The following is a 24,607-nucleotide window of genomic DNA, read 5'->3' as shown; positions in this document are numbered from 1 at the left end:
GCTAAGCGAGCAGTAGCGCGGCTTGCAGCGGCGTATGCATTAACAGCATCGAAAATATTCTTCGAATGCATTGGATGCGTGTGGGTTGGAAGCCTTAAATGGCGCTGCTTATCTCTAAAACTAACTTATTAACGATTATTTATAACTATTAGCTCTTAGTTAATACCGCGAGAGTTCGCAGCCTTCGGCAGCTCCTACAGGGGTCAATTCAAGGACGCATTCCCCCGTAGGAGCTGCCGAAGGCTGCGATCTTTTGATCTTGAGCCAACCCGACAACGGAGGTCACCCATGGCCCGCCAATCCTTGCTCAGTCTCCCCCTGCCCGCGCCGCCGCTGAAAAGCCGCCGTAGCTGGCCAAGCGTGAACCAGCGCCTGTTGCCATGGCTGCTGCCGCTTGGCTTGTTCGCCCTATGGTGGCTGGCCGCGCGCAACGAATGGATGAGCGAGCAGATACTGCCCGCGCCTTCGCTGGTGTGGAACAGCGCTGTCGAGTTGTCGCAAGGCGAGTTATGGAGCCACTTGTGGATCAGTTTGCAGCGTTTGTTCTGGGGTCTGCTCGCGGGGGTTTCTGCGGGTGCATTGCTCGGTGCAGCGCTGGGATTCAGTCGTCGTCTTGAACGTTTGATCTTCCCCACCTTCGCTGGACTTTCGCAAATACCGACGCTTGCGTGGATCCCGCTGTTCATGGTGTTTTTCGGCATCGGCGAAGTGCTGAAACTGGTGGTGCTGATCAAAGCGATCGTGGTGCCGGTGACCTTGCACACACTGGTCGGCGTAAGAGATGCACAACCAAAACTGCGCGAAGCCGCCGCTGTTTTACGTTTGCCGCCACACCTGATGATCCGTCGCCTGGTGTTGCCCGCCGCCCTCCCCGCGTTCATGGCTGGCGTGCGTCTGGCGCTCGCCGCCGGATGGACCTCATTGCTGGCCGTCGAGTTGTTGGCCTCCAGCGAAGGCATCGGCTACCTGATGGTCTGGGCGCGGCAATTGTTCATGCTGGACATCGTGTTCGTCTGCATCGTCGTCATCGGTTTGATCGGCGTGGCGATGGATCGCGGTATCGGTCTGCTGGACAAAACACTGGTGCACTGGCCGCACCCGGCCACTGCCGAAATTCGTCGCGGCCCGCGTTATGAAGGCTGGCAGCGGCTGCAACCATGGCTGCTACCGCTGGGCTTGTTGGCACTGTGGCAATTGGCGAGTGACCAGCAGTGGGTCGACGCCAATATTCTGGTCAGTCCGTTGGCCGTTTTGAGCACGGCATGGGCTGGCGTGCTCGATGGCACGTTGATCAGCGGCATGGCGCTCAGCCTCGGTCGCACCCTCGGCGGTTTGCTGTTGGGTGGTGGACTCGGTTTCGCCTTCGGCTTGCTGCTGGGCTTGTCGCGCACCAGCGAACGCCTGCTCGGCCCGACCCTCGCGGCCATCCGCCAGATCGCCATTTTCGCCTGGGTGCCACTGCTTACCGCGTGGTTCGGTCTCGGCGAACTGGCCAAGTGGGTATTCGTCGCCCTCGCCGCGTTCTTTCCGCTGTTTATCGCCACGCAACGCAGCGTCGCCAACCTCTCACCACAACTCAACGAAGCCGCACAAGTGCTGCGCCTCAGCCTCGGGCAGCGCCTGCGCCGACTCGTGCTGCCGGGCGCCGCGCCGGGGATTTTTGCAGGTCTCAGACTGAGCCTGATCTACGCCTGGCTCGGCACCATCGGCGCTGAATATTTCATGCCGTCCAACGGCGGCATCGGCAGCCAGATGATCGGCGCACAACAACTGCTGCGTATGGACCTGATCATGGCCGGCATGCTTTTCGTCGGTCTCACCGGCGCCCTACTCAACCTCATTGGCCAACGCCTGGAAATTCGCGCGACCCGCTGGAGACACGCATGAACGCACCGATTGTCAGCTTCAACCACGTAGGCAAATCCTTTGACGTCGACGGTTTCGAACTGGAGGCGATTCGCGAATTCAACCTCGACATTGCCGAGGGCGAATTCGTCGCCATTGTCGGCTCCAGCGGCTGTGGCAAATCGACGTTGCTGCGTTTGTTGGTGGGTCTTGATACGCAGTTTCGCGGGCAGATCACCGTCGATGGCAAAGCCGTCAGCGGCATCGGCGGCGAGCGCGGCATTGTCTTCCAGGAACACCGTTTATTCCCGTGGCTGACCGTCGCCGACAACATCGGCCTCGGCCTGGTCAACGAGCCGCTGAGCGCTGCACAAAAGCAAAAACGCATCGACGATTTCATCGATCTGGTCGGCCTGCGCGACTTCACCCGCGCCTATCCGCACCAACTCTCCGGCGGCATGGCGCAGCGCGTGGCGATTGCTCGTGGCCTCGTCGCCAGCCCACGAATTCTGCTGCTCGACGAACCGTTCGGCGCGCTTGATGCGCTGACCCGCCAGCAAATGCAGGACGAGCTGTTGGCGATCCGCGCCCGCGCAAAAATCACCACGATTCTCGTTACCCACGACGTCGAGGAAGCGATCTTCCTCGCCGACCGCGTGGTGGTCATGGAGCCGCGTCCGGGGCGGATCAAACAAGTGGTCGACATCGCCCTGCCGCACCCGCGCCAGCGCAGCAGTTTCGACTTCCATCAGTTGCGTGAAGAACTACTGCACGAACTGACCAGTGATGATCATTACCAACCGAGCGTGCCGGTGCAGATCCGCGATCTGCCGCTGACGTTCATTGCCTGCTGAACAGGAGTTTTGCGATGCCGCAACGTCCCAACTTTCTGGTGATTCTGGCCGACGATCTAGGCTTCTCCGACATCGGTGCGTTCGGCGGCGAAATCGCCACACCGCATCTCGATGCCTTGGCCAACAACGGTCTGCGTCTGACTGATTTTCATACCGCGCCGACCTGCTCGCCGACCCGCTCGATGCTGCTGACCGGCACCGACCACCACATCGCAGGGATCGGTACCATGGCCGAAACGCTGACGCCGGAACTGATCGGTAAACCGGGTTATGAGGGCTATCTCAACGATCGCGTGGTGGCGCTGCCGGAGTTGCTGCGCGAGGCCGGTTATCAAACCTTGATGAGTGGCAAATGGCACTTGGGTTTGAAGGCTGAATTGGCGCCCCATGCGCGAGGTTTCGAGCGTTCGTTTTCGCTGCTGCCGGGCGCGGCCAACCATTACGGTTTCGAGCCAACCTACGATGAGCAAACACCCGGCCTGCTGAAATCCACTCCGGCGCTGTACATCGAGGACGATACGTTTCTCGACGAATTGCCGAAGGATTTCTATTCCTCCGATGCCTTCGGCGACAAGTTGCTGCAGTACCTCAAGGAACGTGACCAGACCCGGCCTTTCTTCGCCTATTTGCCATTCTCCGCACCGCACTGGCCGTTGCAGGCGCCTGCCGACATCGTCGAGAAATACCGCGGCCGCTATGACGCCGGCCCTGAAGTGCTGCGCCTGGAACGCCTGGAAAAACTCAAAGCCCTCGGCCTGATCGAACCGGACGTCGAGCCGCATCCGCTAATTCAGTTGACCCAACAGTGGGACGCATTGAGCGAGGAGCAAAAACAGATTTCCGCACGGGCCATGGAGGTCTACGCGGCGATGGTCGAACGCATGGACTGGAACATCGGTCGGGTCGTCGATTACCTGCGCCAGCAAGGGCAGCTCGATAACACGTTCATCCTGTTCATGTCTGACAACGGTGCCGAAGGTGCGCTGCTGGAAGCGTTTCCGAAGTTCGGTCCGGAATTGGTGACATACCTCAGCCAGCATTACGACAACAGCCTCGACAACATTGGTCGGGCCAATTCATATGTCTGGTACGGGCCGAACTGGGCGCAGGTGGCGACCGCGCCATCGCGGTTGTTCAAGGCGTTTACCACGGAAGGCGGGATTCGCGTGCCGGCGCTGTTGCACTATCCGCAATTGGCGATCAAAGGGCAGATCAGCCATGGTTTCGGAACGGTGATGGACATCACGCCGACGATTCTCGATCTGGCCGGCGTGCGTCATCCGGGCAAGCTGTGGCACGGCAAATCGGTGGCGCCGTTGCGTGGTAAATCGTGGTTGGGATTCTTGTCGGGCGAGACCGCGCAGGTGCACGACGAGCACACGGTGACGGGTTGGGAATTGTTTGGGCGAAGGGCGATTCGGCAGGGATCGTGGAAAGCGGTGTGGATTCCCGGGCCTATCGGGCCGGCGACCTGGCAGCTGTATGATTTGAGTAATGATCCGGGGGAAATTCATGATCTGGCGGTTAGTCAGCCGGAGAAGCTCAGCGCGTTGATCGGGCATTGGCAGCAGTATGTCGAGGAGACTGGGGTGATCTTGAGTGAGTCGCCGTTTCAGCCGGATTGAGGGCAAGGTCAAAAGCCCCTCACCCTAACCCTCTCCCGGAGGGAGAGGGGACTGACCGAGGTGTCTTTCGTCAAACATCGACCTGAAAAATCGGGTCGATTATGGATTCGACAAAGCTCTTTCACTTCGGTGTAACTCCTCAATATCCCCGGGTCGGTCCCCTCTCCCTATGGGCGGTCCGACGTTTCGGGAGGGCTAGGGTGAGGGCAACTCGTCAGGCCTCCACCGCCTCACCAGACACCGCAACTTCATCCCGACGAACAAACCGGTTCGCCCGCCCAAACGTGCCAAAATCATTAAACCGCACCCCCATCTCACGCATCACCTTATGCGCCACCGGCACGGTCATCTGGCGAATATAAAACGGCTCCTTCACGACAAAATGATGGATCCCGTGACTGCTGCCAAAGTTGAAGCAGAACGCCTGCAACGGCCACAGCCACCAAGGATTCAACACCTGACACTGCTGCAGCACATTACCCAGTTCAATATCGCCGTAGTAATGCATGTTCGAGCTGATGAAGTGCAGACAAAAGGTGCGCAACACATTCGGACCGATAATCACCACAGCAGCGATATCGATCACCTGCATCACCGACAACGTCGTCGCAGACCATTCAATCGGCGCCCCCAGCAGGTACGCAATGCCATTGGCCGCATGAAAACCGAGAAACACATACCACGCGCCCCAATGCACCAGCGCCAGCGGCGCGTAGACCTTCAACGTGCGCTTGATGATGCTGAACTTATGCGCCCAGGTCTTGGCCCGCAGCATGCGGATAAACGCCGACATCACGTTGTCGCCGACCATCAGCAAGCGCGCAAAACCCCACGGCTCGCCGTTGGTGATCGCGCGTTCTTCCATGTCGGTTTCAGTGCCGGAGACCTTGTGATGATTGAGGTGCAGATGCCGACGAATCCACGGATTGATCGTACTCGGCCGCGCCAGCCACACCAGGCCCATCATCAGGTTGTGCGGCACGCGCTGTTTGCGGAAATACATGCTGTGGATCAGGTCGTGCTCCAGCTCATGGGTCAGCGACGCGAAAAACGCATTGAGCAGCAGGCAAACCCACCACGCCATGTGGCCGCTGATGTACAGCGCCGCCGAACCCATCATCCCGATCAGGGCAAACGCCAGAATCCCCGCACCCAGCGCATCCTGATGCTTGAGAATCGGGTAGCGCTCGCGCAGTTCGACGCCTTTGGCCAGCACCACTTGGCGAATATGCGCTGATCGCTGGGCCGCATTGTGTCGCTGGGGACTTGCAGAAGTACCGTCCATGCTTCCATCCTCGGGTCTATGATGTTCGCATCGTGCCTCGCCAAGGCTTCATTTGCGGTAGCCAAGAACGCCAACCTGTTGACCGGAAGCGCCAATCAGCATGAAGGAACCGACCTCCCTCGCCAGCTGGACCCGTGCCTTGCGCAAGCAACTCGATGCGCTCGGGCTGGACAGCATTGCCCTGTGCCAGCAGGCCGGGCTCGATCCGAATTTGATGGACGACCCCAACGCGCGCTATCCACTGTCCGGCACTACGCGCCTGTGGGAAATTGCCGTGCAGGTGAGTGGCGACCCGGCGATTGGTCTGCGCGTGTCGCGGTTCGTCAGCCCGACCACGTTCCATGCGCTCGGTTATGCGCTGGTCGCCAGCGGCAGTTTGCGCGAGGTGTTCGAGCGCATCGTGCGCTATCACCCGGTGGTCAGCGATGCGCTGGAACTGGAACTGAGCCGCAGCGACGACCGCTATCAATTCCGTCTGAAGATTCCGTCAGGCAATCCGGCGCCAGCCTTCGAAGCCATCGACGCGTTCACCGCGATCTACGTGCGCACTTGCCGCAATCGCCTCGGCCGCGATTACGCGCCACTCGCCGTGTATCTGCGCCGTCCGGAACCAACCGATGTGCACCAATGGCACAAAGTCTTCCGCGCCCCGGTGCATTTCGGCTGTGCCGAGGATCGTCTGGAGTTCGCCCTCGCCGATTTCGACAGCCACCTCGACGACGCCAACCCGGAACTCGCTGAACACAATGAAGCCGTGCTCAAACGCACCATGGCTCAGCTCCAGCCGTTGACCTGGGAGCGCAAGGTGCGCGATGCCATTGAAGAACAACTGCCGGAAGGTGAACCCAGTGCAGAACGGATTGCCCAGGCGTTGCACCTGAGTTTGCGCAGCCTGCAAAGGCATCTGGCGGATGAGGGTTGTCGCTTCGACACATTGCTCAATGAGAGCCGCGAAAATCTGGCGCTGCTGCACCTGCGCGATCCGCAGTGTTCGTTGAGTGAGGTGAGTTATCTGCTCGGGTTTGCCGACACCAGTAGTTTCAGCCGTGCTTTCAAGCGCTGGACGGGGATGACGCCGGGGCAGTTTCGCGATGGCTTGCGCTGATCGTCAGCCTTTAGCCAGACTGCGTTCCATACCAGATGACCATTGTTCGATCATCGCAGCACCCATCGCGGCGAACGCCGGATGACTGGCGCCGTACTCCGCCATTTCGCCCATTGCCACCTGCATACCGTTAGCGACTTGCTGCAGTAATTCATTGCAACGCGCCTCCGTCAGATTGCAGGCCGTACGACCGAACCGCATCAGCATTTTGTGCTTGGGCCAAGCCTTCGAGCCACCCAAGAGCAACGCCATACTGTCGTTCTTTATGTAGACCGATGTGGTGATGATGTCGTATGCGGGCGCGAGTCTGATTGTCGATTCCTCGCCGCAGCTTTCGTAAAGCACGCCGAAGTTTTTGAGATGAGCGTCGCCGTTTTTCACGCCTGCGGACAAAGCCACAATCTTGAAAAATGCTTCCAGCGCCAGATTGAGCAATGCAGGCGAAACAAACGCTTTGATCTGCCGGGCCGCGCCTTCGTAAGAGCCGTCGTATTTGGCTTTCGACGGCCAACCGTTGAGTACGCAGAAGTCCTCAAAACCCAGGTAGCCCGTAGCGCTCAAATCAAAGCGCTCGATAACCAGAAACCTGCCATGTTCGCTGAGCTCGAAGTTCGGCACGTCTAGCCCGCAGTGTTGCGCGGCACGCATGCAGAAGTATTCGTTGGTCGCCAAATGCGGATATTCATCAGCCCGAAAAGCTTTGACCAAATGGGTCGATCCCCGATGCGTCAGACGATCAATCGCAGCCGCACTGTCACGTACCAGCACTTTAGGCTGCACCCCAGACACTCCGGAATACTGGCCATAGGTTTGCAACAGATCCTCGAACAAGCCTTGCGCACCATCGTGCACCAGCAGATCGGCCAGCGACGTTTCAGGCGGGCGATCCGTCATCGATGGGCTGGCAATGGATAACCGACCGAGCTGATAGGGGCCGACAATGGCCAGCAATGCAAAGTCATCGAAGCCGCGAACCGCTTTGCTGAAACGCCGAACCAACTCATCACGAAGGGCGCCTTCGGGCAGATTCATCTCGAAAACCGGATGAATGCCATGCTCCCAAAGATAACTCTCCAGCCGGGACGGCATTGTCAGTGACACGGCATTTCCAGCACTGGTTTCTTCGCGGTAACTGAAGACGCTGTCGACTCGATCTTGCCCGCGCGCCAACGTTCCCACCGCTTGCCCGCCGACACAGACATTTAATCGATCTGACGACTCAGTCATGGAAGTTGACCTTTTGCAGCGTATCGAGTGTCGGTCGACGAGACTGACGCGGAACCGCAGTCAGCTCATAGCCAAACCCGTTGAGGATCGCTTCGACTTTGCGCAGGCCGATTTCCGAAATGGTGTTGTTTTCGATCCCCGAAATCGTCGCGCGGCTCATTCCGTATTGCTGAGCCAGTGCCTGCTGGGTCATTTTGTTCGCCTTGCGCAGGGCTTTGATCAACTCGCCAAGCTGTTCCATAGGGCTTCCTGCATCAAATATGGTGCAAATTTAGATATATATTTTATTTGCATCGCATTTGATGCACTCAATGAACAAGATTAGCCTAGTTCCCAGTGATCACGAAGCAATCACTTGCTCACCACAAACGCCAGCTCAAAAACAGTGCCGTCAGCATCACTACTCACCCGCACCTGTCCCCCATGCAACTGCATGATCGACTGCACGATCGCCAGCCCCAAGCCACCCGAATCCCCCGGCTCTGCCCGTGAAGGATCGACGCGGTAGAAGCGGTCGAACAGTCTGCTCAGATGTTCATGCGCAATCGCCGGGCCATGGTTGTGCACTTGCAACCAGCACTCACCCGACTCGTCGCGGCGACGCAGACTGATCACCGATCCTTGATCGGCATGACGCACGGCATTGGCCAACAGATTGCCGAGCGCTCGTTGCAACAGTTGCTGATCGGCAAGCAGTTCACCGTGCAGTTGATTGTCCAGCCGCACGTCACGGTCATCCGCCAAGGCTTCAAAGTAATCACACAGCTCACCGCCAACGCTGTGCAAATCCAGGATTTGCAAATTCAGCGCCCGCTCGGCCTGCTCGGCACGGGCGAGGAACATCAGGTTTTCCGCCATGCGCTTGAGCCGTTCGAACTCTTCCATGTTCGAGGCCAGGACTTCCTGATACTCCGCCGTGCTGCGCGGATGATTCAGCGCCTGGCCGTTACTGGCGAGCAAGGTGTGCAACGGCGTGCGGATTTCGTGGGCGAGGTCGGCGGAGAACTGCGACAGGCGCTGCACGCTATCGTCCAGCCGCGCCAGCATGCCGTTGAGCGCCTGCACCGGTTCAAGCAGTTCAGTCGGCGTACCGGCGGCGGGCAAGCGCTGATCGAGGCTGCGCAGATCGATGCCGCGCACTGCTTCGCTCAACTGCCGCAACGGTCGCAAGCCCCGGCGCAGTAACAGCAAGCCCAGGGCAAAGGCGAGCAACGCGCCGAGGCCGACGGCCAGATACAAGCGCAAACGGTAACTGGCGAGCATCTGCTCGCGCTCGCTCAGCACCTTGCCGGCGATGACCGTCAGTGGCTCGCCGTTCGGCCCTTGCGCTGCACCTGATAACAGCGCCAGTGCAGCACCGTCCGGCGCTTGCCACGTCAGCACGTCGCGGCGCCGCGGCGCTTGCTCGCGGGGGATTGCGTTGAGCGTCGGCAGATCGCGTTGACGGGGATTGATTGCGATCACGCTGGAACCATCGGCGCGGCGCACCAGCAACAGACTGTCGAGATTGCCGAGCATGTTCTGATACAGCCGTGGCCGTGCCTGCAAAGCGTCGAGGCTGTCGCTGTCGGCGAGCAACGCGCGCACTTGCTCCAGTCGTCCAAGCAAAGCGAGGTCGTCGCGGTAGGCGATTTCCGAGGCCAGCGAGCGGTAGAGAAACACGCCAATCGCGCTCAGTACCAAGGCGCAAACAATGGCGAACGCCAGCGCCAGTCGCCAGGCGATCGACTTAGAGCGCATCGTCCGGCGCTTCCAGTTGATAACCGACACCGCGCACGGTGTGGATAAGTTTCGGCATGTACGGATCATCGACTTTCGAACGCAAACGCCGCACGGCGACTTCGACCATGTTGGTGTCGCTGTCAAAATTCAGGTTCCATACCTGTGAGGCGATCAGCGTGCGCGACAGCACTTCGCCCTGACGGCTGGCGAGCAATTGCAACAAGGCGAACTCCTTGTTGGTCAGGGCAATGCGCTGGCCGCCGCGACTGACACGGCGGCGCAACACATCGATTTCCAGATCGGCGATGGTGTACGACTCGGCTTCGCGCATCGGCCCGCGCCGTAGCAACGTGCGTACCCGTGCGAGCAGTTCGGCGAAGGCGAAGGGCTTGAGCAAGTAATCGTCAGCGCCCAGTTCGAGGCCGCGCACGCGGTCTTCAATGGCGTCCTTGGCGGTCAGGAACAATACCGGCGTGGCGCCGCGCTGGCGGATCAGCTGCAGCAATTGCCAGCCGTTGAGCCCGGGGAGCATCACGTCGAGGATGATCAGGTCATATTCCTGTTGCTCGATAAAGTAACGGCCATCGAGGCCATTGAGCGCCACGTCCACGGCAAAACCCGACTCGCCCAAGCCTTTGGCGAGGAAATTCGCGGTTTTGGCTTCATCTTCTACGACCAGCAAACGCATGGCACACCTCGATTGATCAGGCGTACAGGCTAGGCGCCTTCGCCGGCGTTGCCCATTACAAACTTGTAATCAGACTGACGAGGTTCTGACGAAGGACGGCGATTAAGGTGACGGCCTTCGCTTTTGGAGCCTGTCCATGACCGTCAAATACCTTGTAGCCAGCCTGGCCCTCGGCCTCAGTGCCAGCGTGTTCGCAAGCCCGGAACTGCCGCGTCACGCCGATCTCGACCTGAAAACCGCACGGCTGCTCGCCGACACGGCAATGGCCAACTGCACCGGCACGGTGTCGGTGCTCGATCGGGGCGGCAATCTGTTGGTGACCCTGCGCGGCGACGGTGTCGGCCCGCACAACACCGCCGCCAGCCAACGCAAGGCCTACACCGCGCTGTCGACCAAAACCGCCACGCGGCTATTTGCCGAACGCGCTCGCAGCAATCCGCAAACCGCCAACCTCAACACTCTCGACGAATTGTTGTTGCTCGGCGGCGGTATTCCGCTGTTCGCGGCTGATGAACTGGTCGGTGCGATGGGGGTGGCCGGTTCCGGCGGCGGTGAGCAAGACGAAAACTGTGCGATCAAGGCGGCCGAAAAAACCGGTCTAGCCGCTACCCGTTCCCAATAAGGAGTTCCATCCATGACGACTTTGCGCATGACTTTCGCCGCGCTCGGCCTGAGCGCTTTTTCCAGCCTGGCCCTGGCTGCCGGCAACCCGCTGAGCGTGCACGTGCTCAACCTGGAAAACGGCCTGCCGTCGCCGGGCATCAACGTGACCCTGGAGAAACATGTCGGTCAGGACTGGCAGCCGCTGGCTCAGGGCACCACCAATGAACAAGGGCGGATTGCCGAACTGTTCCCGGCCAAGCAGCCTTTTGAAGCGGGTGAATACCGGGTGGTGTTCAAGACTGGCGAGTACTTCAAGAAGGTCAAGCACGACACGTTCTTCCCGGAGATTCCGGTGATTTTTGAAGTGAAGCAGACCGATCAGCACTATCACATCCCGCTGCTGCTGAGCCCGTACGGTTTCTCGACCTATCGCGGTTCGTAAAATCAACACAGATCCCCTGTAGGAGTGAGCCTGCTCGCGATAGCGGTATGTCAGTCACCCATTGGCTAACTGATAGATGGCTATCGCGAGCAGGCTCACTCCTACAGGTCTGTGCTTTGCTCCAGATATCACGAACACCAAAAAAACCTGTGGGAGCCTGGCTTGCCAGCGATGGCGTCCGTACAGCAGACATCGATGTCGGCTGATGCACCGCTATCGCTGGCAAGCCAGCTCCCACAGGGGCTGGGGTGCATTGTCAGATCGTGGCCAGGGCGCGCAATCGCGCGGGGTCGAGGATTTCGATCTCGCCATACCCAAGCCCGATAATCCCCTGCCCCTGCATATCCTTGAGGATCTGGTTGGTGGTCTGCCGCGACAGCGACAGCATCGATGCCAACTGCTCCTGCGGCAGTTGCAGTACACGACGCGGCGCGTCGAGTTCGCCGTAGCCCTCGGCGATCATCAGCAAGCGATGGGCCAGACGCGCCGGCGCTGGCAGCAGGCTCAGTTGTTCGAGGTTGATGAAGGCCAGGCGCAGTTTGTGGCTCATCAGCAGCGCCAGATGCCGCCAATACACCGGATGTTCGTCGAGCAGTTTCAGCAACGTCGCCTGCGGAATATTCAGCAACGTGCACGGCCCGACTGCGTAGGCGTCATGGGTACGCGGCTGACCATCGAACAGGCAGATCTCGCCGAACCAGTGCGGCGCTTCCACCAGACTCAACAACGCCTCCTTGCCCTGCTCGCTCACCGCACCGATGCGCACGGCGCCATCGAGCACTGCGTACAAACCGCACGGCGCATCACCACGCTGAAACAAGCGCTGCCCCGCCGTCAGCCGCCGCTCTCGCGCTGCCGCCAGCAAGCTATCCTGAAAAGACACCGGCAGATGACTGAACCACTGGCCACTCATCAGCCGCGAACGTATTTGCATAAACACTCCTGGATTGTCGCCTGCCTGACAGAGCGAACCCTGATCCCGAGGGATGATGCGATCAACCCTACCGGAGGAACAACAATGAAAAGCCTCGTCGACCACCTCAGTCAATACGCCGCCTACCACCGTGATCCGCGCAACATCGCCAGCCACTTTATCGGCATTCCGCTGATTGTGGTGGCGGTGGCGGTTTTGTTGTCGCGTCCGCAATGGTCGCTGGGTGGCTTGTGGATATCTCCAGCCGTTGTCGTGGCGCTGGCCTCGGCGTGGTTTTACCTGCGCCTGGAAGTGAAGCTCGGGGTGTTTATGACCGTGCTGATGGGTTTATCCGTCTGGGCCGGGCATGTGTTGGCGCAGCAGAGCACCATGGTCTGGCTGAGCAGCGGCCTGGCGATGTTTGTGGTGGGCTGGGTGATCCAGTTTGTCGGGCATCACTATGAAGGGCGCAAACCGGCGTTTGTCGATGACGTCAGCGGGCTGATTGTCGGGCCGTTGTTTGTGGTGGCCGAGTTGGCGTTCATGCTCGGGATGCGGCATGAATTGAAAGAGCAGATCGAAGCGCGGGCGGGGGTGGTGCAGGTCAATCCGAACAAAAAAGCGGCGGCTTAGGCCGCTTGAAAGATCGCAGCCTACGGCAGCTCCTACAGTGGGTTTGGTCGATCACAAAATGTGTGACCAACCGAAACCCCTGTAGGAGCTGCCGCAGGCTGCGATCTTTTGGTCTTAGAGGCCTGCGACTTTCTGCCAGACCTTCGGCTTGAAGAACAGGGTCTCACCCTTGGCCAAGCCGATCAGGCTGTCGTGGTCTTTCACCACTTCGGCCTCGATCAAATCCGTCTGGCCCTCAACCTTGAGCGTCACCCGCGTGGTCGCGCCCAACGGGCGGATGTCACGGACTTCAGCCGCATGGTGATCCTCCAGCTCATGCCTGGACAACGACACTTCATGCGGGCGGAACAGCACGTGATTGTCGTCGCTCAACAGCAAGCGGTTCGAATCGCCGAGGAAGTGATAAACGAAATCGCTGGCCGGGTTTTCGTAAACGTCGCCCGGTGAGCCGATCTGCTCGATCACGCCCTTGTTCATCACCACGATACGGTCGGCGACTTCCATCGCCTCTTCCTGGTCGTGGGTCACGAACACCGAGGTCAGGTTGATGTCTTCGTGCAACCGCGCCAGCCAGCGGCGCAGCTCTTTACGCACCTTGGCATCGAGGGCGCCGAACGGCTCATCGAGCAGAAGCACTTTTGGCTCGACCGCCAAGGCACGGGCCAAAGCGATACGTTGACGCTGACCACCGGACAACTGCTCCGGATAACGATCCGACAGCCAATCCAGCTGCACCATGTTCAGCAGTTCATGCACCTTGACCGCGATCTGGCTTTCGTTCGGACGCTGGTTTTTCGGTTTCATGCGCAGACCGAACGCGACGTTATCGAACACGGTCATGTGGCGGAACAACGCGTAATGCTGGAACACGAAACCGACGTTGCGATCACGCACGTCGTGGCCGGAGACGTCTTCTCCGTGGAACACAATATTGCCGTTATCCGGGGTTTCCAGGCCGGCAATAATGCGCAGCAAGGTGGTCTTGCCGCAGCCCGACGGGCCGAGCAGCGCGACCAGCTCACCGCTGTGGATGTCCAGGCTGATGTTGTCCAGCGCCTTGAAGGCATTGAAATTCTTGCTGACGTTACGCACTTCGATCGACATGAATTATTCCTCCGCGGCGCTGGCGCGCAGGCGGTTGATACGGTTTTCGCTCCACTGCTTGAGCAGCAGGATGAAGAGCGCCAGGATCAGCAACAGGCTCGCCACGGCGAACGCGGCCACGTGGTTGTATTCGTTGTAGAGGATCTCGACGTGCAGCGGCAAGGTGTTGGTCACCCCGCGAATGTGCCCGGAGACCACCGACACCGCACCGAACTCACCCATGGCCCGCGCGGTACACAGCACCACGCCATAGATCAGGCCCCACTTGATGTTCGGCACGGTGACATGCCAGAACATCTGCCAGCCATTGGCGCCGAGCAGACGCGCGGCTTCCTCTTCCTGCGTGCCTTGTTCCTGCATCAACGGAATCAGTTCACGAGCGACGAACGGCACGGTGACGAAAATCGTCGCCAGCACGATGCCCGGCAGGGCGAAGACGATCTGGATGTCGTGATCCTGCAGCCACGGCCCGAACAAGCCTTGTGCGCCGAACATCAGCACGTAGACCAGACCGGCGATCACCGGCGATACCGAGAACGGCAGGTCGATCAGCGTCACCAGCATGCTCTTGCCACGGAACGAGTATTTGCTCACGCACCACGCCGCACTGACGCCGAATACCAGGTTCAGCGGTACCGAAATCAGCACGGCGAACACGGTGAGTTTCAGTGCCGAAAGCGCGTCCGGCTCAAAGATCGCGGTGAAGAAAGCGCCGAGGCCATTCTTCAAACCCTGCGATACGACGATGAACAACGGCAGCAGCAGAAACAGGAAAAAGATCAGCCAGCCCAGGCCGATCAGGATTCTGCGCGAAGTGGCGCTGCCACGGCGTGCAGCGTTGGCCGAAGAGGCGGCCGCAATAGACGATTGGGACATGTTCGCGCCTCCTTATGGGGTTTCGATGCGCCGCTGCAGCAAGTTGATCAGCAGCAACAGGACGAAGGAAACCACCAGCATCAATACGCCGATGGCGGTGGCGCCGGTGTAATCGTATTGGTCGAGTTTGACCATGATCAGCAGCGGCAGGATCTCGGTTTTCATCGGCATGTTGCCGGCGATGAAAATCACCGAGCCGTACTCGCCGACGCCACGCGCGAACGCCAGGGCAAAACCGGTCAGCCAGGCGGGCAGGAGTGCCGGAACCAGAATGTGGCGAAACACCTGCCATGGCTTCGCACCGAGGCACGCGGCGGCTTCTTCGACTTCACGGGGAATGTCGGCCAGCACCGGCTGCACCGTGCGCACCACGAACGGTAGGGTGACGAAGGTCAGCGCCAGAGTGATACCGAGCGGGGTGTAGGCGATTTTGAAACCGAGGTCAGCGGCGAATTGGCCGACCAGACCGGCCGGCGCATACAGCGCGGTCAGCGCGATACCGGCCACCGCTGTCGGCAGGGCGAACGGCAGATCGATCATCGCGTCGATCACCTTGCGCCCCGGGAAGGTGTAGCGCACTAGCACCCAGGCCAGCAGCGTGCCGATGATGCCGTTGATGATCGCCGCACACAGCGCGGTGCCGAAGCTCAGCTTCAACGCGGCCAGCACCCGTGGTGCGGAAATGATCGTCCAGAACTGATCCCAGGTAAGTTGCGCGGCGTGGACGAACATCGCCGCCAGCGGGATAAGCACAATCAGGCTGAGGTACACCAAGGTGTAGCCCAGCGTCAGCCCGAAGCCGGGTATGACGGGGGAGATACGACGCGACATAAAAGTCCTTGGTTAAAAAACGCGCGAAGCCCCGAAGGTAAATCCGGGGCTTGTTTATGGCTATGAAAACTTACTGCGCCTGATAAATCTGGTCGAACACGCCACCGTCGTTGAAGAATTTCGGTTGCGCGGCTTTCCAGCCGCCGAAGTCCTTGTCGATGGTCACCAGTTCCAGTTTCGGGAACTGCTGGGCGTACTTGGCAGCCACGTCCTTGTCACGGGGACGGTAGAAGTTTTTCGCGGCAATTTCCTGACCAGCCGGGCTGTACAGGTGCTTCAGATAAGCTTCGGCGATCTGCTCGTTACCCTTCTTCTCGGCGTTCTTGTCAACCACGGCCACCGGTGGCTCGGCGAGGATCGACAGCGAAGGTACGACGATGTCGAACTTGTCGGCGCCGCCATCTTCTTTCAGCGCCAGGAACGCTTCGTTTTCCCAGGCCAGCAACACGTCACCCTGACCGTTGTTGACGAAGGTGATGGTCGAACCGCGCGCACCGGTGTCGAGGATCGGCACGTGCTTGAACAGGGTCTGCACATATTCTTTGGCTTTGGCTTCGTCACCGCCGTTGGCTTTCAGGCCGTAGGCCCATGCGGCGAGGAAGTTCCAGCGTGCGCCGCCAGAGGTTTTTGGATTAGGGGTGATTACCGAGACGTCGTTCTTGACCAGATCGCCCCAGTCCTTGATGCCTTTCGGGTTGCCCTTGCGCACCAGGAAGACGATGGTCGAGGTGTACGGCGTGCTCGCTTCCGGCAGACGCTTCTGCCAGTCGGCAGGCAGGGTCTTGCCGAGTTTGGCGATTTCGTCGATGTCACCGGCCAGGGCCAGGGTCACGACGTCAGCGCGCAGACCGTCGATCACCGCACGGCCCTGTTTGCCCGAACCGCCGTGGGATTGCTGGATTTTCACCGTGTCGCCAGCGTGGTCTTTCTGCCAGAACTTGATGAATTCAGCGTTGTAGTCCTGATACAGCTCGCGCGTCGGGTCATACGACACATTGAGCAGTTCGTAATCCTTGGCAACCGCGGAACCGGCAAACACAGCACTGGCCAGGGCGGCCAAAGCGTAACGGCGAATCGACGACATGGTGAAAGCTCCTGGAATTCTGGGTGGTGGCTTTTTCTTATGAATATCTGGAATCGGGTGTGCCGGCTAAAGATCGCAGCCTTCGGCAGCTCCTACACACAGCCCCCTGTAGGAGCTGCCGCAGGCTGCGATCTTTTGATCTTCAACTCAGCCCGGTTGTTTACCCGGTTGCTGCAAACGGAATTTCTCTTTGCGTTCGATCTGTACGACTTGCGCGTTGTGCACAGTGATCTCCACCGCGCCGAAACGCAGATCGCGCAGGGCGCTCTGGATTTCACGCAAAATGGTGCTTTCGTCCTGACCGTCAACGCTGCGAAGGGATGCGCTCATGGTGCTGCTCCTTTGAATGGGATTTGCCTGGCAGTGGGCGGCACTGCGTTCGGCGTGGAAGCAATATAAGAGAGGCGCGGATATTCTTAAAAAGACTATTTAAGAATGTTTATATAACCAGAAAACATTATGTGGCACGGCAAGGGTTTGCGCGTTGGTGGAGCAAAAGATCGCAGCCTTCGGCAGCTCCTACAGGGATCGGTGCAGGAGCTGCCGAAGGCTCGGGCCGCGATCGGACGATCTTTTGATCTTTTAACCAATCACCGGTGTTCTTGCCCAATCAATCTCCTGCGCTTGAACCGGCCGCCCAAACCAATACCCCTGCCCCAGATCACATTCCTGCTCCAGCAAAAACGCCGCCTGCTCAACCTGCTCGATACCCTCGGCATGCACCTGCATGCCCATGCTCCGGGCCAGCGCGATGATCACCCGCACGATCGCTGCGTCATCCTCGTCCCAAGGCAAGCCGGCAACAAAACCCTGATCGATTTTCAGCTTCTGCACCGGCAAGCGCTTGAGCCGCAACAGCGATGAATACCCGGTACCAAAATCATCGATGGCCAGACGAATACCCAATTCACGCAAACGATGCATCTGCTCCAGCGCCACTTCCGGATCGTCCATTACCGCGCTTTCAGTGACTTCAAGCTCCAGATACGCCGGATCCAGCCCGGTGTCGTGCAGCACCTGCGCCACCTGCTGGTACAACTCGCGCCGGGCGAACAACCGCGACGAAACATTGACCGCGACAAACGACAGCACCACCCCGGCCTGTTGCCACTCACACATCTGCCGACACGCCTGCTGCATCACCCACGCGTCGATTTCGGCAATCAGCCCGGTGCGCTCGGCAATCGGGATGAATTCCGCCGGCGACACCAGACCGCGCTGCGGATGCTGCCAACGCACCAAGGCTTCAACACCGATCAAGCGACTGGTCTTCAAGTCATGTACAGGCTGGTAGAACACCCGCAATTCCCGTTGCTCCAGCGCCCGGCGCAGTTCGAAAGCGATTTCCACCCGTTGCTGGGCGTGGGCGGTGAGTTCTTCGGTGTACAAGGCGTACCCGTTGCGGCCGCTGCTCTTGGCCTTGAACAACGCCGCGTCGGCATTGCGCAACAGTTGTTCGGCGCTCAACGCGTCACTGGGGAACAGGCTGATGCCGAGGCTGCCGTTGATGAACAACTGATTGCCGTCAATGCTGAACGGCTCCTTCAGTGCATCGAGAATCCGTTGCGCCAGCGCTGCGGCCTGCACCGGCTGTGGACAACTTTCCGCCAGTACGGCGAACTCATCACCACCGAGACGCGCCAGCGTAATGCCGGGGCCGAACAGCGCCTGCAAGCGCGCTGCCACGGCCTTGAGCAAGCGATCGCCGATGTTATGGCCGAGGCTGTCGTTGATCATTTTGAAGTGATCGAGATCAAGCATCAGCAGTGCACAACCGCGCTTGTGGTTTTGCGCCGAGGCCAGTGCCTGTTCAGCGCGATCGCTGAACAGCAGCCGATTGGGCAGATCGGTCAGCGGATCGTGGTGCGCGAGGTGTTTGAGCTCATGCTCGGAATCCTTGATCGCACTAATGTCTGAAAACACCGCGACGTAATGGCTGCGCCGGCCCTGATCATCGTGAATGACCCGAATGGTCTGCCACTGTGGATAAATCTCGCCGCTTTTTCGGCGGTTCCAGATTTCGCCGCTCCATTCGCCCTGCGATTCCAGAGTGGCAAACATCGCCTGATAAAATCCCGGCGGATGATGGCCCGACTTGAACAGGCTCGGCTGCTGCCCGAGGACTTCTTCACGCTGATAACCGGTGATCTCGATGAACGCACGATTGACGTGCACGATCAGCCCCTGATGGTTGGTCACCAGCACCCCTTCGCGGGTGCAATCGAAGACCGCCGCCGCTTGACGCAGGCGTTCGCGGTCGGCGTGGCGTTCGCGCAAACGCGCACCTATTCCGAGAAACTCGCACAATCGCGCCCGCGCCAGGAAAATCAGCCCGGCGCTGAACGCCGCGAAGACGTAACCGTTGATCAGTTGCCATCGGGCAAGATCGACGGAGTTATCGAAGAAATTGTTTAATAAATGATCAGTGCCCTGCAGCCAGACAGCAGCAAGCACGAGATAAAGCAGCGCTGCACGCAAAGCATCGCGGTAAGTGGCAGGCATTCGACTGTCCATGTCCCTACAAAAAGGTTGGAATTATAGGTCAAGAAACATCCAGCGACTCTTATCTGAAAGGGCGACTGGTTTTATCTGTGTGCTTGGTGATAATGCAACGGCTGTTTTTATCTTTATCGAGGGCCCTATAGCCTATGTGGTACGAAGGTTTTCTTGGCTTGTCGGCCTGGTCTCTGGTCGCAGTCACCCTGCTGATGACCCACGTGACAATTGTCGCCGTCACGGTCTATCTGCACCGCTACTCGGCCCATCGCTCGCTGGAGCTGAATGCTGGCCTGAAGCACTTTTTCCGTTTCTGGTTGTGGCTGACCACGGCGCAGAACACCCGCGAGTGGACCGCCATCCACCGTAAACATCACGCCAAGTGCGAAACCGAAGACGACCCGCACAGCCCGGTCATCAAAGGCCTTTCCACCGTGCTGCGCACCGGCGCCGAGCTGTATCGCGCCGAAGCGCAAAACCCGGAAACCCTGCGCATCTACGGCAAGAACTGCCCCGAAGACTGGATCGAGCGCAACGTCTACAGCCGCTACCCGCTGTTGGGCGTGGCGATCATGGGCGTCATCGACCTGCTGCTGTTCGGCACCATCGGCATCACCATCTGGGCGATCCAGATGATGTGGATCCCGGTGTGGGCCGCCGGCGTGATCAACGGTCTGGGCCATGCGGTCGGCTATCGCAACTTCGAATGCCGCGACGCAGCCACCAATCTGGTGCCGTGGGGCATCCTGATCGGCGGCGAAGAACTGCATAACAACCATCACACCTACCCTAACTCGGCCAAGCTGTCGGTGAAGAAGTGGGAGTTCGACCTCGGTTGGGCGTGGATCAAAGTCTTCAGCTTCCTGCGTCTGGCCAAGGTTCAGCGCGTGGCGCCGATCGCCCACCGCGTCGAAGGCAAGGGCAATCTGGACATGGACACCGCCATGGCCATCCTCAACAACCGCTTCCAGATCATGGCCCAGTACCGCAAATTGGTGATCGGCCCGCTGGTCAAGCAAGAGCTGGCCAAGGTCGATCATTCGGTGCGTCATCAGTTCCACCGCGCCAAGCGTCTGCTGTCGCGGGAAACCAGCCTGCTGGAAGATCGTCATCACTTGCGCATCCAGACCATGCTCGAGCACAGCCAGGCGCTGAAGGTAATTTACGAGAAACGCTTGGCCCTGCAGCAGATCTGGGTCAAGACCAGCGCAAATGGCCACGACATGCTCGCCGCCATCAAAGAGTGGATTCACGAGGCCGAAGCCAGCGGTATCCAGTCCCTGCGTGAATTCGCCGACCAGTTGAAAACCTACTCGCTGCGCCCTGCAGCCGCCTGAGACCGTTGATCGGTGCACCCGGCTCCCGGGTGCACCCTTCGGAACTTCGCTAAAAATCGCCTATCTCAAAGACACTTCGCCATCCCGGCGGGCTGTACTGTGGCCGTTGTCGAATTGCGGCACGCCTTTGAGATCTGTGCCGATGGTCAATAACAATCAAAAAGACTCATCCTTACCGAAGTGGCCCGAGGCTGCACAAACGCTCATGGCGTTGATGCATGCCCAAGGCGAAGTCGCCCGTTTGAGCGAACGCGAACAGCTGTTCAGCTCCTTATTGGTCAGCGTCAACGCTGTGCTCTGGGCCTTCAACTGGGAAACCCGGCAGGTGCTGTATGTCAGCCCCGCCTATGAACGGATTTTCGGCCGCTCCGCCGGCCTCCTCCTCGCCGACTACAACCAATGGCGCGACAGCATCTACCCCGACGATCTGGAATACGCCGAACGCAGCCTCGCCGAAGTCCTGCACAGAGGCGCGGTGGAAGATCGCGAATACCGGATCATCGCCGCCGACGGCCAGGTGCGCTGGCTCAGCGATAAGTGCTTCATCAACCGTCAGGACGAGCCGGGGCAACCGGTGATCATCGTCGGCATCGCCGAAGACATCACCGACAAGAAGCAGATGGAAACCGAGTTGCACCGTCTGGCGACCACCGACGTGCTGACCCAAAGCAGCAATCGCCGGCACTTCTTCGAGTGCGCCAATCGCGAGTTCGAAGTAGCGAAGGTGCAGGGCGCACAAATGGCCTTTCTGCTGCTGGATATCGATGATTTCAAAATGATCAATGACACCTACGGCCACCCGGAGGGCGATAATGTTCTGCAGCGGATTGCCGAGTGCGGACGCGGCTCGTTGCGCCGGGGCGATCTGTTCGGGCGGATTGGCGGCGAAGAGTTTGCCGCAGTGTTTCCCGGTTGTGCGCCGGACATGGCCATGCAGGTGGCCGAGCGGCTGCAGCAGGAGATTCAGCGTTTGAGCTTCAGCCATGACGGCCAGACGTTCGGCATCACCGTGAGCCAGGGGCTGACCAGCCTTACCGGGGAAGACGAAAACCTCGACAGCCTGTTCGCCCGCGCGGATGCGGCGATGTATGAGGCCAAGCGACAGGGCAAGAACCGCATCATTTCTGCCTGACCCGTATCTCAGCTACACAGAGATCCATTGCGGGGTTTGCGTAAGTCAGGTTATTTGCGCATCCGCATCAACTCCGGCAGCCCGATCTTTAGCAACCGCGCCGTGCGGCTCTTCGCCAACTCCTCAACGCCCTCATGCTCGGTCAAGCGGGCCATCTGCGCCGCCATGTTCATCACCAGCGCCTCACGGGAATACACCCCGCCGCCGAGCTGGTACACCGACGCAATCAGCTCACGCAGCTCCAGCGGCAATCGCCAGCGGGTGCGCAACGCCGAACCATAAGCCGCGCCAAACTCCGCCAGCGCCTCGCCGACCTCCTCCCACTCATCCAGCGCACCGCCGGCCTGCTGCCACTCCTGCAGACAACGCAGCAACGCCAGATCACCCAGGCGATGGAGCATACCCGCGCAGTAACAGCGCTCCTGATCGAGATCGAGTAAGCGTGCCAAGGTGCGCGCGTATTCAGCGGTGTGCAGAGACAAGCCCCAGTAACGCTCGGCGTAGTCCGCCAGACAAGGATCGCTGAGCTTGGCGCTGCGCTTGAGTGCCAGCCCCAGAATCAGGTTCATGCTCTGCCCGGTGCCCAGGCGATGCAGGGCTTGAGCGAGCGTTTGAACCGGTGCACCGTGGTGCTGCGCCGCGCTGTTGGCCGCAGCGATCAGCACTGCAGTGATTTGTGGGTCGGTTTTGATCTCATCTTCCAACAGTTTCAGATCGAGGCCATTGGGATTGAGGCTGCGCTTTACCGCCACCTGCACATCGGTCATCAACGGCGCGCCGTCGGCCTGCTCGCGGCGGCGTTCAAGGAATATCGACAAGGTCATGCCCGGTGCCAATGCCGGCACCTCACAGAACACCTCTTCACCGGCATTCAGCAGTAAACCCTGCAAACGCTCGGTCAGGCTTTCCATGTTCAGTGGTTTGGTCAGGTAGGCCGTGGGCGCCAACGGAATCGCTTCACGCACACTGGCGCTGTCGTTGCGGCTGCTCATCAGGATGAACGGCAACGGTGGGTTGCGTTTGCGCTGACGCACGCTGCGCAGCACGCTCAAACCGTCGATGCCGGGCAACTCCCAATCGACGATCGCCAGGTCATACGGCACTTCACTGAGCAATGACAGGGCTTGCTGCCCGTCGGCGCACAAGTCTATCCGCGCATCGCAACGCACGTTCAGAAGCACTTGTTTGAGCAGGTCCCGGGACCACGGATCGGCCTCGGCAATCAGCACTCGGGGTACGGCGGGTAAATCAACGGCAGTCATGCGCGCTCTCCCTTGCAATGCCTGAACCTTAGCCAATGCTGGCCTTTCGATACAGCGCAAAAGCAATTGATATGTTCACGGGGCGAAAAAAAACCCGCCGAAGCGGGTTTTTTTGTCTATCCGATCACACAGTGCGCGGCTTACAGCTCCGAGAAGCACTCTTCGATGATCGCCAGACCTTTGTCCAGTTGCTCGTCCGGCGAAGTCAGCGGTACGAGGACGCGCAGAACGTTGCCGTAGGTGCCGCAGGACAGCAGGATCAGGCCCTTGTCGCGCGCCTTGGCCACCACCGACGCTACAGCAGCAGCGTTCGGCTTGTGGCTGTCGCCGTTTTCGAATAACTCGACCGCGATCATCGCGCCCAGCGCACGAACTTCGCCGATGACCGGGTACTTGGCCTGGATAGCTTTCAGGCCAGTGACCAGACGCTCGCCGACAGCCTTGCAGCGGTCCAGCAGTTGCTCTTCTTCGAACACTTCCATTACGGCCAGGGCCGCGGCGCAAGCGATCGGGCTACCAGCGTAGGTGCCGCCCAGGCCGCCTGGTGCGATGGCGTCCATGTATTCGGCCTTGCCGCAAACACCGGCCAGCGGGAAGCCGCCAGCGATGGATTTGGCGAAGGTGGTCAGGTCGGCAGCAACGCCCATCTGCTCCATGGCGAAGAACGTACCGGTACGGCCAGCGCCGGTTTGTACTTCGTCAGCGATCAGCAGAATGCCGTGCTGGTCGCACAGGGCGCGCAGGCGCTTCATGAATTCTTTCGGCGCGACGTAGAAACCACCTTCACCCTGAACAGGTTCGATGATGATCGCGGCGATGTCTTTCGGCTCAGCGTCGTTCTTGAAGATGCGCTCGATGGAAGCGATCGAGTCGTCGATGCTCACGCCGTGCAGTTCGTTCGGGTACAGCGCGCGGAAGATGCCGCCAGGCATCAGGCCCATGCCGGCCGAGTACGGCACGACTTTACCGGTCAGGCCCAGGGTCATCATGGTGCGACCGTGGTAAGCGCCGGTGAAAGCGATCACGCCAGCGCGGCCAGTGGCGGCACGGGCGATTTTTACGGCGTTTTCCACGGCTTCGGAACCGGTGGTGACCAGCAGGGTTTTCTTGGCGAAATCACCTGGCACCTTGGCGTTGATTTTTTCGCACAGCTCAACGTACGGCTCGTAAGCCAGCACCTGGAAGCAAGTGTGGGTCAGCTTGTTCAGCTGTTCGGTCACGGCGGCGATGATTTTCGGGTGTACGTGGCCGGTGTTCAGTACCGCGATGCCGCCAGCGAAGTCGATGAACTCACGACCTTCAACGTCAGTCACGGTAGCGTTCTTCGCGGACTCAGCGAAGATCGGGTGAATCTGGCCAACACCACGTGGAACAGCTGCGGTACGACGGGCCATCAGTTCAGCGTTAGTCTTGCTCATTACAGTCCTCATTCGCCGCTCATCGGGCGGCGTGGTTCAAGGATTAAGCGGGAGAAATCGACGGTGGCAGCATGCGATGATCGACTGCCACGGCGTTCCTGGCCGCAGAGAAAATTCCGGTTTGA

At 59.6% G+C, this 24,607-nt stretch carries 23 protein-coding genes; 9 read left to right on the top strand and 14 right to left on the bottom strand.

Going from position 1 to position 24,607, the window contains the following annotated elements; all coding sequences use genetic code 11:
• Positions 1-288 precede the first annotated feature (288 nt).
• Genes AC3IUF_RS01025 through AC3IUF_RS01015 form a run of 3 tightly spaced genes read left to right on the top strand, consistent with a single transcriptional unit; the run spans position 289 to position 4,324 of the window.
• Positions 289-1,887 carry an ABC transporter permease gene (locus AC3IUF_RS01025; protein WP_489280120.1) on the top strand — a complete coding sequence of 533 codons (1,599 nt, stop codon included), beginning with the start codon at positions 289-291 and terminating at the stop codon, positions 1,885-1,887.
• Complete coding sequence (locus tag AC3IUF_RS01020) at positions 1,884-2,699, top strand: ABC transporter ATP-binding protein (RefSeq protein WP_007917657.1); 816 nt, start codon at positions 1,884-1,886, stop codon at positions 2,697-2,699. The genes AC3IUF_RS01025 and AC3IUF_RS01020 overlap by 4 nt, the downstream gene beginning before the upstream one ends.
• A gap of 14 nt (positions 2,700-2,713) precedes the next feature.
• Positions 2,714-4,324 carry an arylsulfatase gene (locus AC3IUF_RS01015; RefSeq protein WP_489280119.1) on the top strand — a complete coding sequence of 537 codons (1,611 nt, stop codon included), beginning with the start codon at positions 2,714-2,716 and terminating at the stop codon, positions 4,322-4,324.
• A 214-nt stretch (positions 4,325-4,538) separates the two neighbouring features.
• Here the strand turns inward: AC3IUF_RS01015 and AC3IUF_RS01010 are convergent, their stop codons facing one another.
• The gene (locus AC3IUF_RS01010; protein WP_007917661.1) at positions 4,539-5,609 is read right to left on the bottom strand and encodes a fatty acid desaturase; all 1,071 of its coding nucleotides are present in this window, start codon (positions 5,607-5,609) and stop codon (positions 4,539-4,541) included.
• Between the two features lie 100 nt (positions 5,610-5,709).
• Between AC3IUF_RS01010 and AC3IUF_RS01005 the strand changes: the two genes are divergently transcribed.
• The gene (locus AC3IUF_RS01005) at positions 5,710-6,714 is read left to right on the top strand and encodes an AraC family transcriptional regulator (protein ID WP_007917662.1); all 1,005 of its coding nucleotides are present in this window, start codon (positions 5,710-5,712) and stop codon (positions 6,712-6,714) included.
• A gap of 3 nt (positions 6,715-6,717) precedes the next feature.
• Here the strand turns inward: AC3IUF_RS01005 and AC3IUF_RS01000 are convergent, their stop codons facing one another.
• The 4 genes from AC3IUF_RS01000 to AC3IUF_RS00985 form a co-directional block, all read right to left on the bottom strand.
• Positions 6,718-7,941 (bottom strand): type II toxin-antitoxin system HipA family toxin, encoded by a 1,224-nt coding sequence (locus AC3IUF_RS01000; protein ID WP_007917665.1) that lies wholly within the window; start codon positions 7,939-7,941, stop codon positions 6,718-6,720.
• Entirely contained in the window at positions 7,934-8,182 is a 249-nt protein-coding gene (locus AC3IUF_RS00995) for a helix-turn-helix domain-containing protein (protein ID WP_007917667.1), read from the bottom strand. Before AC3IUF_RS00995 ends, AC3IUF_RS01000 begins: the two co-directional genes overlap by 8 nt.
• 110 nt (positions 8,183-8,292) lie before the next feature.
• Positions 8,293-9,681, bottom strand: coding sequence for a heavy metal sensor histidine kinase (locus AC3IUF_RS00990; protein ID WP_489280116.1), 1,389 nt, complete (start codon positions 9,679-9,681; stop codon positions 8,293-8,295).
• Positions 9,671-10,351, bottom strand: a complete 681-nt coding sequence (locus AC3IUF_RS00985; RefSeq protein ID WP_038367211.1) for a heavy metal response regulator transcription factor — start codon at positions 10,349-10,351, stop codon at positions 9,671-9,673. The genes AC3IUF_RS00990 and AC3IUF_RS00985 overlap by 11 nt, the downstream gene beginning before the upstream one ends.
• A 136-nt stretch (positions 10,352-10,487) precedes the next feature.
• Between AC3IUF_RS00985 and AC3IUF_RS00980 the strand changes: the two genes are divergently transcribed.
• On the top strand, positions 10,488-10,973 hold the full coding sequence (locus AC3IUF_RS00980) for a GlcG/HbpS family heme-binding protein (protein WP_489280115.1): 486 nt from the start codon (positions 10,488-10,490) through the stop codon (positions 10,971-10,973).
• Between the two features lie 12 nt (positions 10,974-10,985).
• Positions 10,986-11,396, top strand: coding sequence for a hydroxyisourate hydrolase (uraH, locus tag AC3IUF_RS00975; protein WP_489280113.1), 411 nt, complete (start codon positions 10,986-10,988; stop codon positions 11,394-11,396).
• 256 nt (positions 11,397-11,652) lie between these two features.
• Here the strand turns inward: uraH and AC3IUF_RS00970 are convergent, their stop codons facing one another.
• On the bottom strand, positions 11,653-12,330 hold the full coding sequence (locus AC3IUF_RS00970) for a Crp/Fnr family transcriptional regulator (protein ID WP_489280112.1): 678 nt from the start codon (positions 12,328-12,330) through the stop codon (positions 11,653-11,655).
• Between the two features lie 84 nt (positions 12,331-12,414).
• On the opposite strand from AC3IUF_RS00970, the gene AC3IUF_RS00965 reads away from it, so the two are divergent.
• Positions 12,415-12,942, top strand: a complete 528-nt coding sequence (locus AC3IUF_RS00965; RefSeq protein WP_489280110.1) for an Mpo1 family 2-hydroxy fatty acid dioxygenase — start codon at positions 12,415-12,417, stop codon at positions 12,940-12,942.
• A gap of 114 nt (positions 12,943-13,056) precedes the next feature.
• Here the strand turns inward: AC3IUF_RS00965 and AC3IUF_RS00960 are convergent, their stop codons facing one another.
• From AC3IUF_RS00960 to dibA, 6 genes are all read right to left on the bottom strand, one after another.
• Positions 13,057-14,046, bottom strand: coding sequence for a sulfate/molybdate ABC transporter ATP-binding protein (locus AC3IUF_RS00960; RefSeq protein WP_489280109.1), 990 nt, complete (start codon positions 14,044-14,046; stop codon positions 13,057-13,059).
• A 3-nt stretch (positions 14,047-14,049) separates the two neighbouring features.
• The gene (cysW, locus tag AC3IUF_RS00955; protein WP_007917679.1) at positions 14,050-14,922 is read right to left on the bottom strand and encodes a sulfate ABC transporter permease subunit CysW; all 873 of its coding nucleotides are present in this window, start codon (positions 14,920-14,922) and stop codon (positions 14,050-14,052) included.
• Between the two features lie 12 nt (positions 14,923-14,934).
• Positions 14,935-15,753: a sulfate ABC transporter permease subunit CysT gene (gene cysT, locus AC3IUF_RS00950; RefSeq protein WP_007917680.1), complete on the bottom strand. Its 819-nt coding sequence runs from the start codon at positions 15,751-15,753 to the stop codon at positions 14,935-14,937.
• A gap of 70 nt (positions 15,754-15,823) precedes the next feature.
• The gene (locus AC3IUF_RS00945; RefSeq protein ID WP_489280108.1) at positions 15,824-16,837 is read right to left on the bottom strand and encodes a sulfate ABC transporter substrate-binding protein; all 1,014 of its coding nucleotides are present in this window, start codon (positions 16,835-16,837) and stop codon (positions 15,824-15,826) included.
• 147 nt (positions 16,838-16,984) lie between these two features.
• Positions 16,985-17,167, bottom strand: coding sequence for a sulfur starvation response protein OscA (gene oscA, locus AC3IUF_RS00940; protein WP_007917682.1), 183 nt, complete (start codon positions 17,165-17,167; stop codon positions 16,985-16,987).
• A gap of 252 nt (positions 17,168-17,419) precedes the next feature.
• Entirely contained in the window at positions 17,420-19,339 is a 1,920-nt protein-coding gene (dibA, locus tag AC3IUF_RS00935; RefSeq protein WP_489280106.1) for a phosphodiesterase DibA, read from the bottom strand.
• 146 nt (positions 19,340-19,485) lie between these two features.
• Between dibA and desA the strand changes: the two genes are divergently transcribed.
• Positions 19,486-20,670: a delta-9 fatty acid desaturase DesA gene (desA, locus tag AC3IUF_RS00930; RefSeq protein ID WP_007917684.1), complete on the top strand. Its 1,185-nt coding sequence runs from the start codon at positions 19,486-19,488 to the stop codon at positions 20,668-20,670.
• Positions 20,671-20,812: 142 nt separating this feature from the next.
• A complete protein-coding gene (locus AC3IUF_RS00925; protein WP_007917685.1) occupies positions 20,813-21,802 on the top strand; it encodes a GGDEF domain-containing protein in 990 nt (329 codons plus the stop codon).
• 50 nt (positions 21,803-21,852) lie between these two features.
• Here the strand turns inward: AC3IUF_RS00925 and AC3IUF_RS00920 are convergent, their stop codons facing one another.
• Both AC3IUF_RS00920 and gabT read right to left on the bottom strand, forming a co-directional pair.
• Complete coding sequence (locus AC3IUF_RS00920) at positions 21,853-23,064, bottom strand: response regulator (RefSeq protein WP_007917686.1); 1,212 nt, start codon at positions 23,062-23,064, stop codon at positions 21,853-21,855.
• 140 nt (positions 23,065-23,204) lie between these two features.
• Positions 23,205-24,482: a 4-aminobutyrate--2-oxoglutarate transaminase gene (gabT, locus tag AC3IUF_RS00915; protein WP_007917687.1), complete on the bottom strand. Its 1,278-nt coding sequence runs from the start codon at positions 24,480-24,482 to the stop codon at positions 23,205-23,207.
• Positions 24,483-24,607: the final 125 nt, after the last annotated feature.

The organism is Pseudomonas sp. KH_040 (genome assembly GCF_057839305.1).
This window is presented reverse-complemented; position numbering and strand designations above follow the sequence as displayed.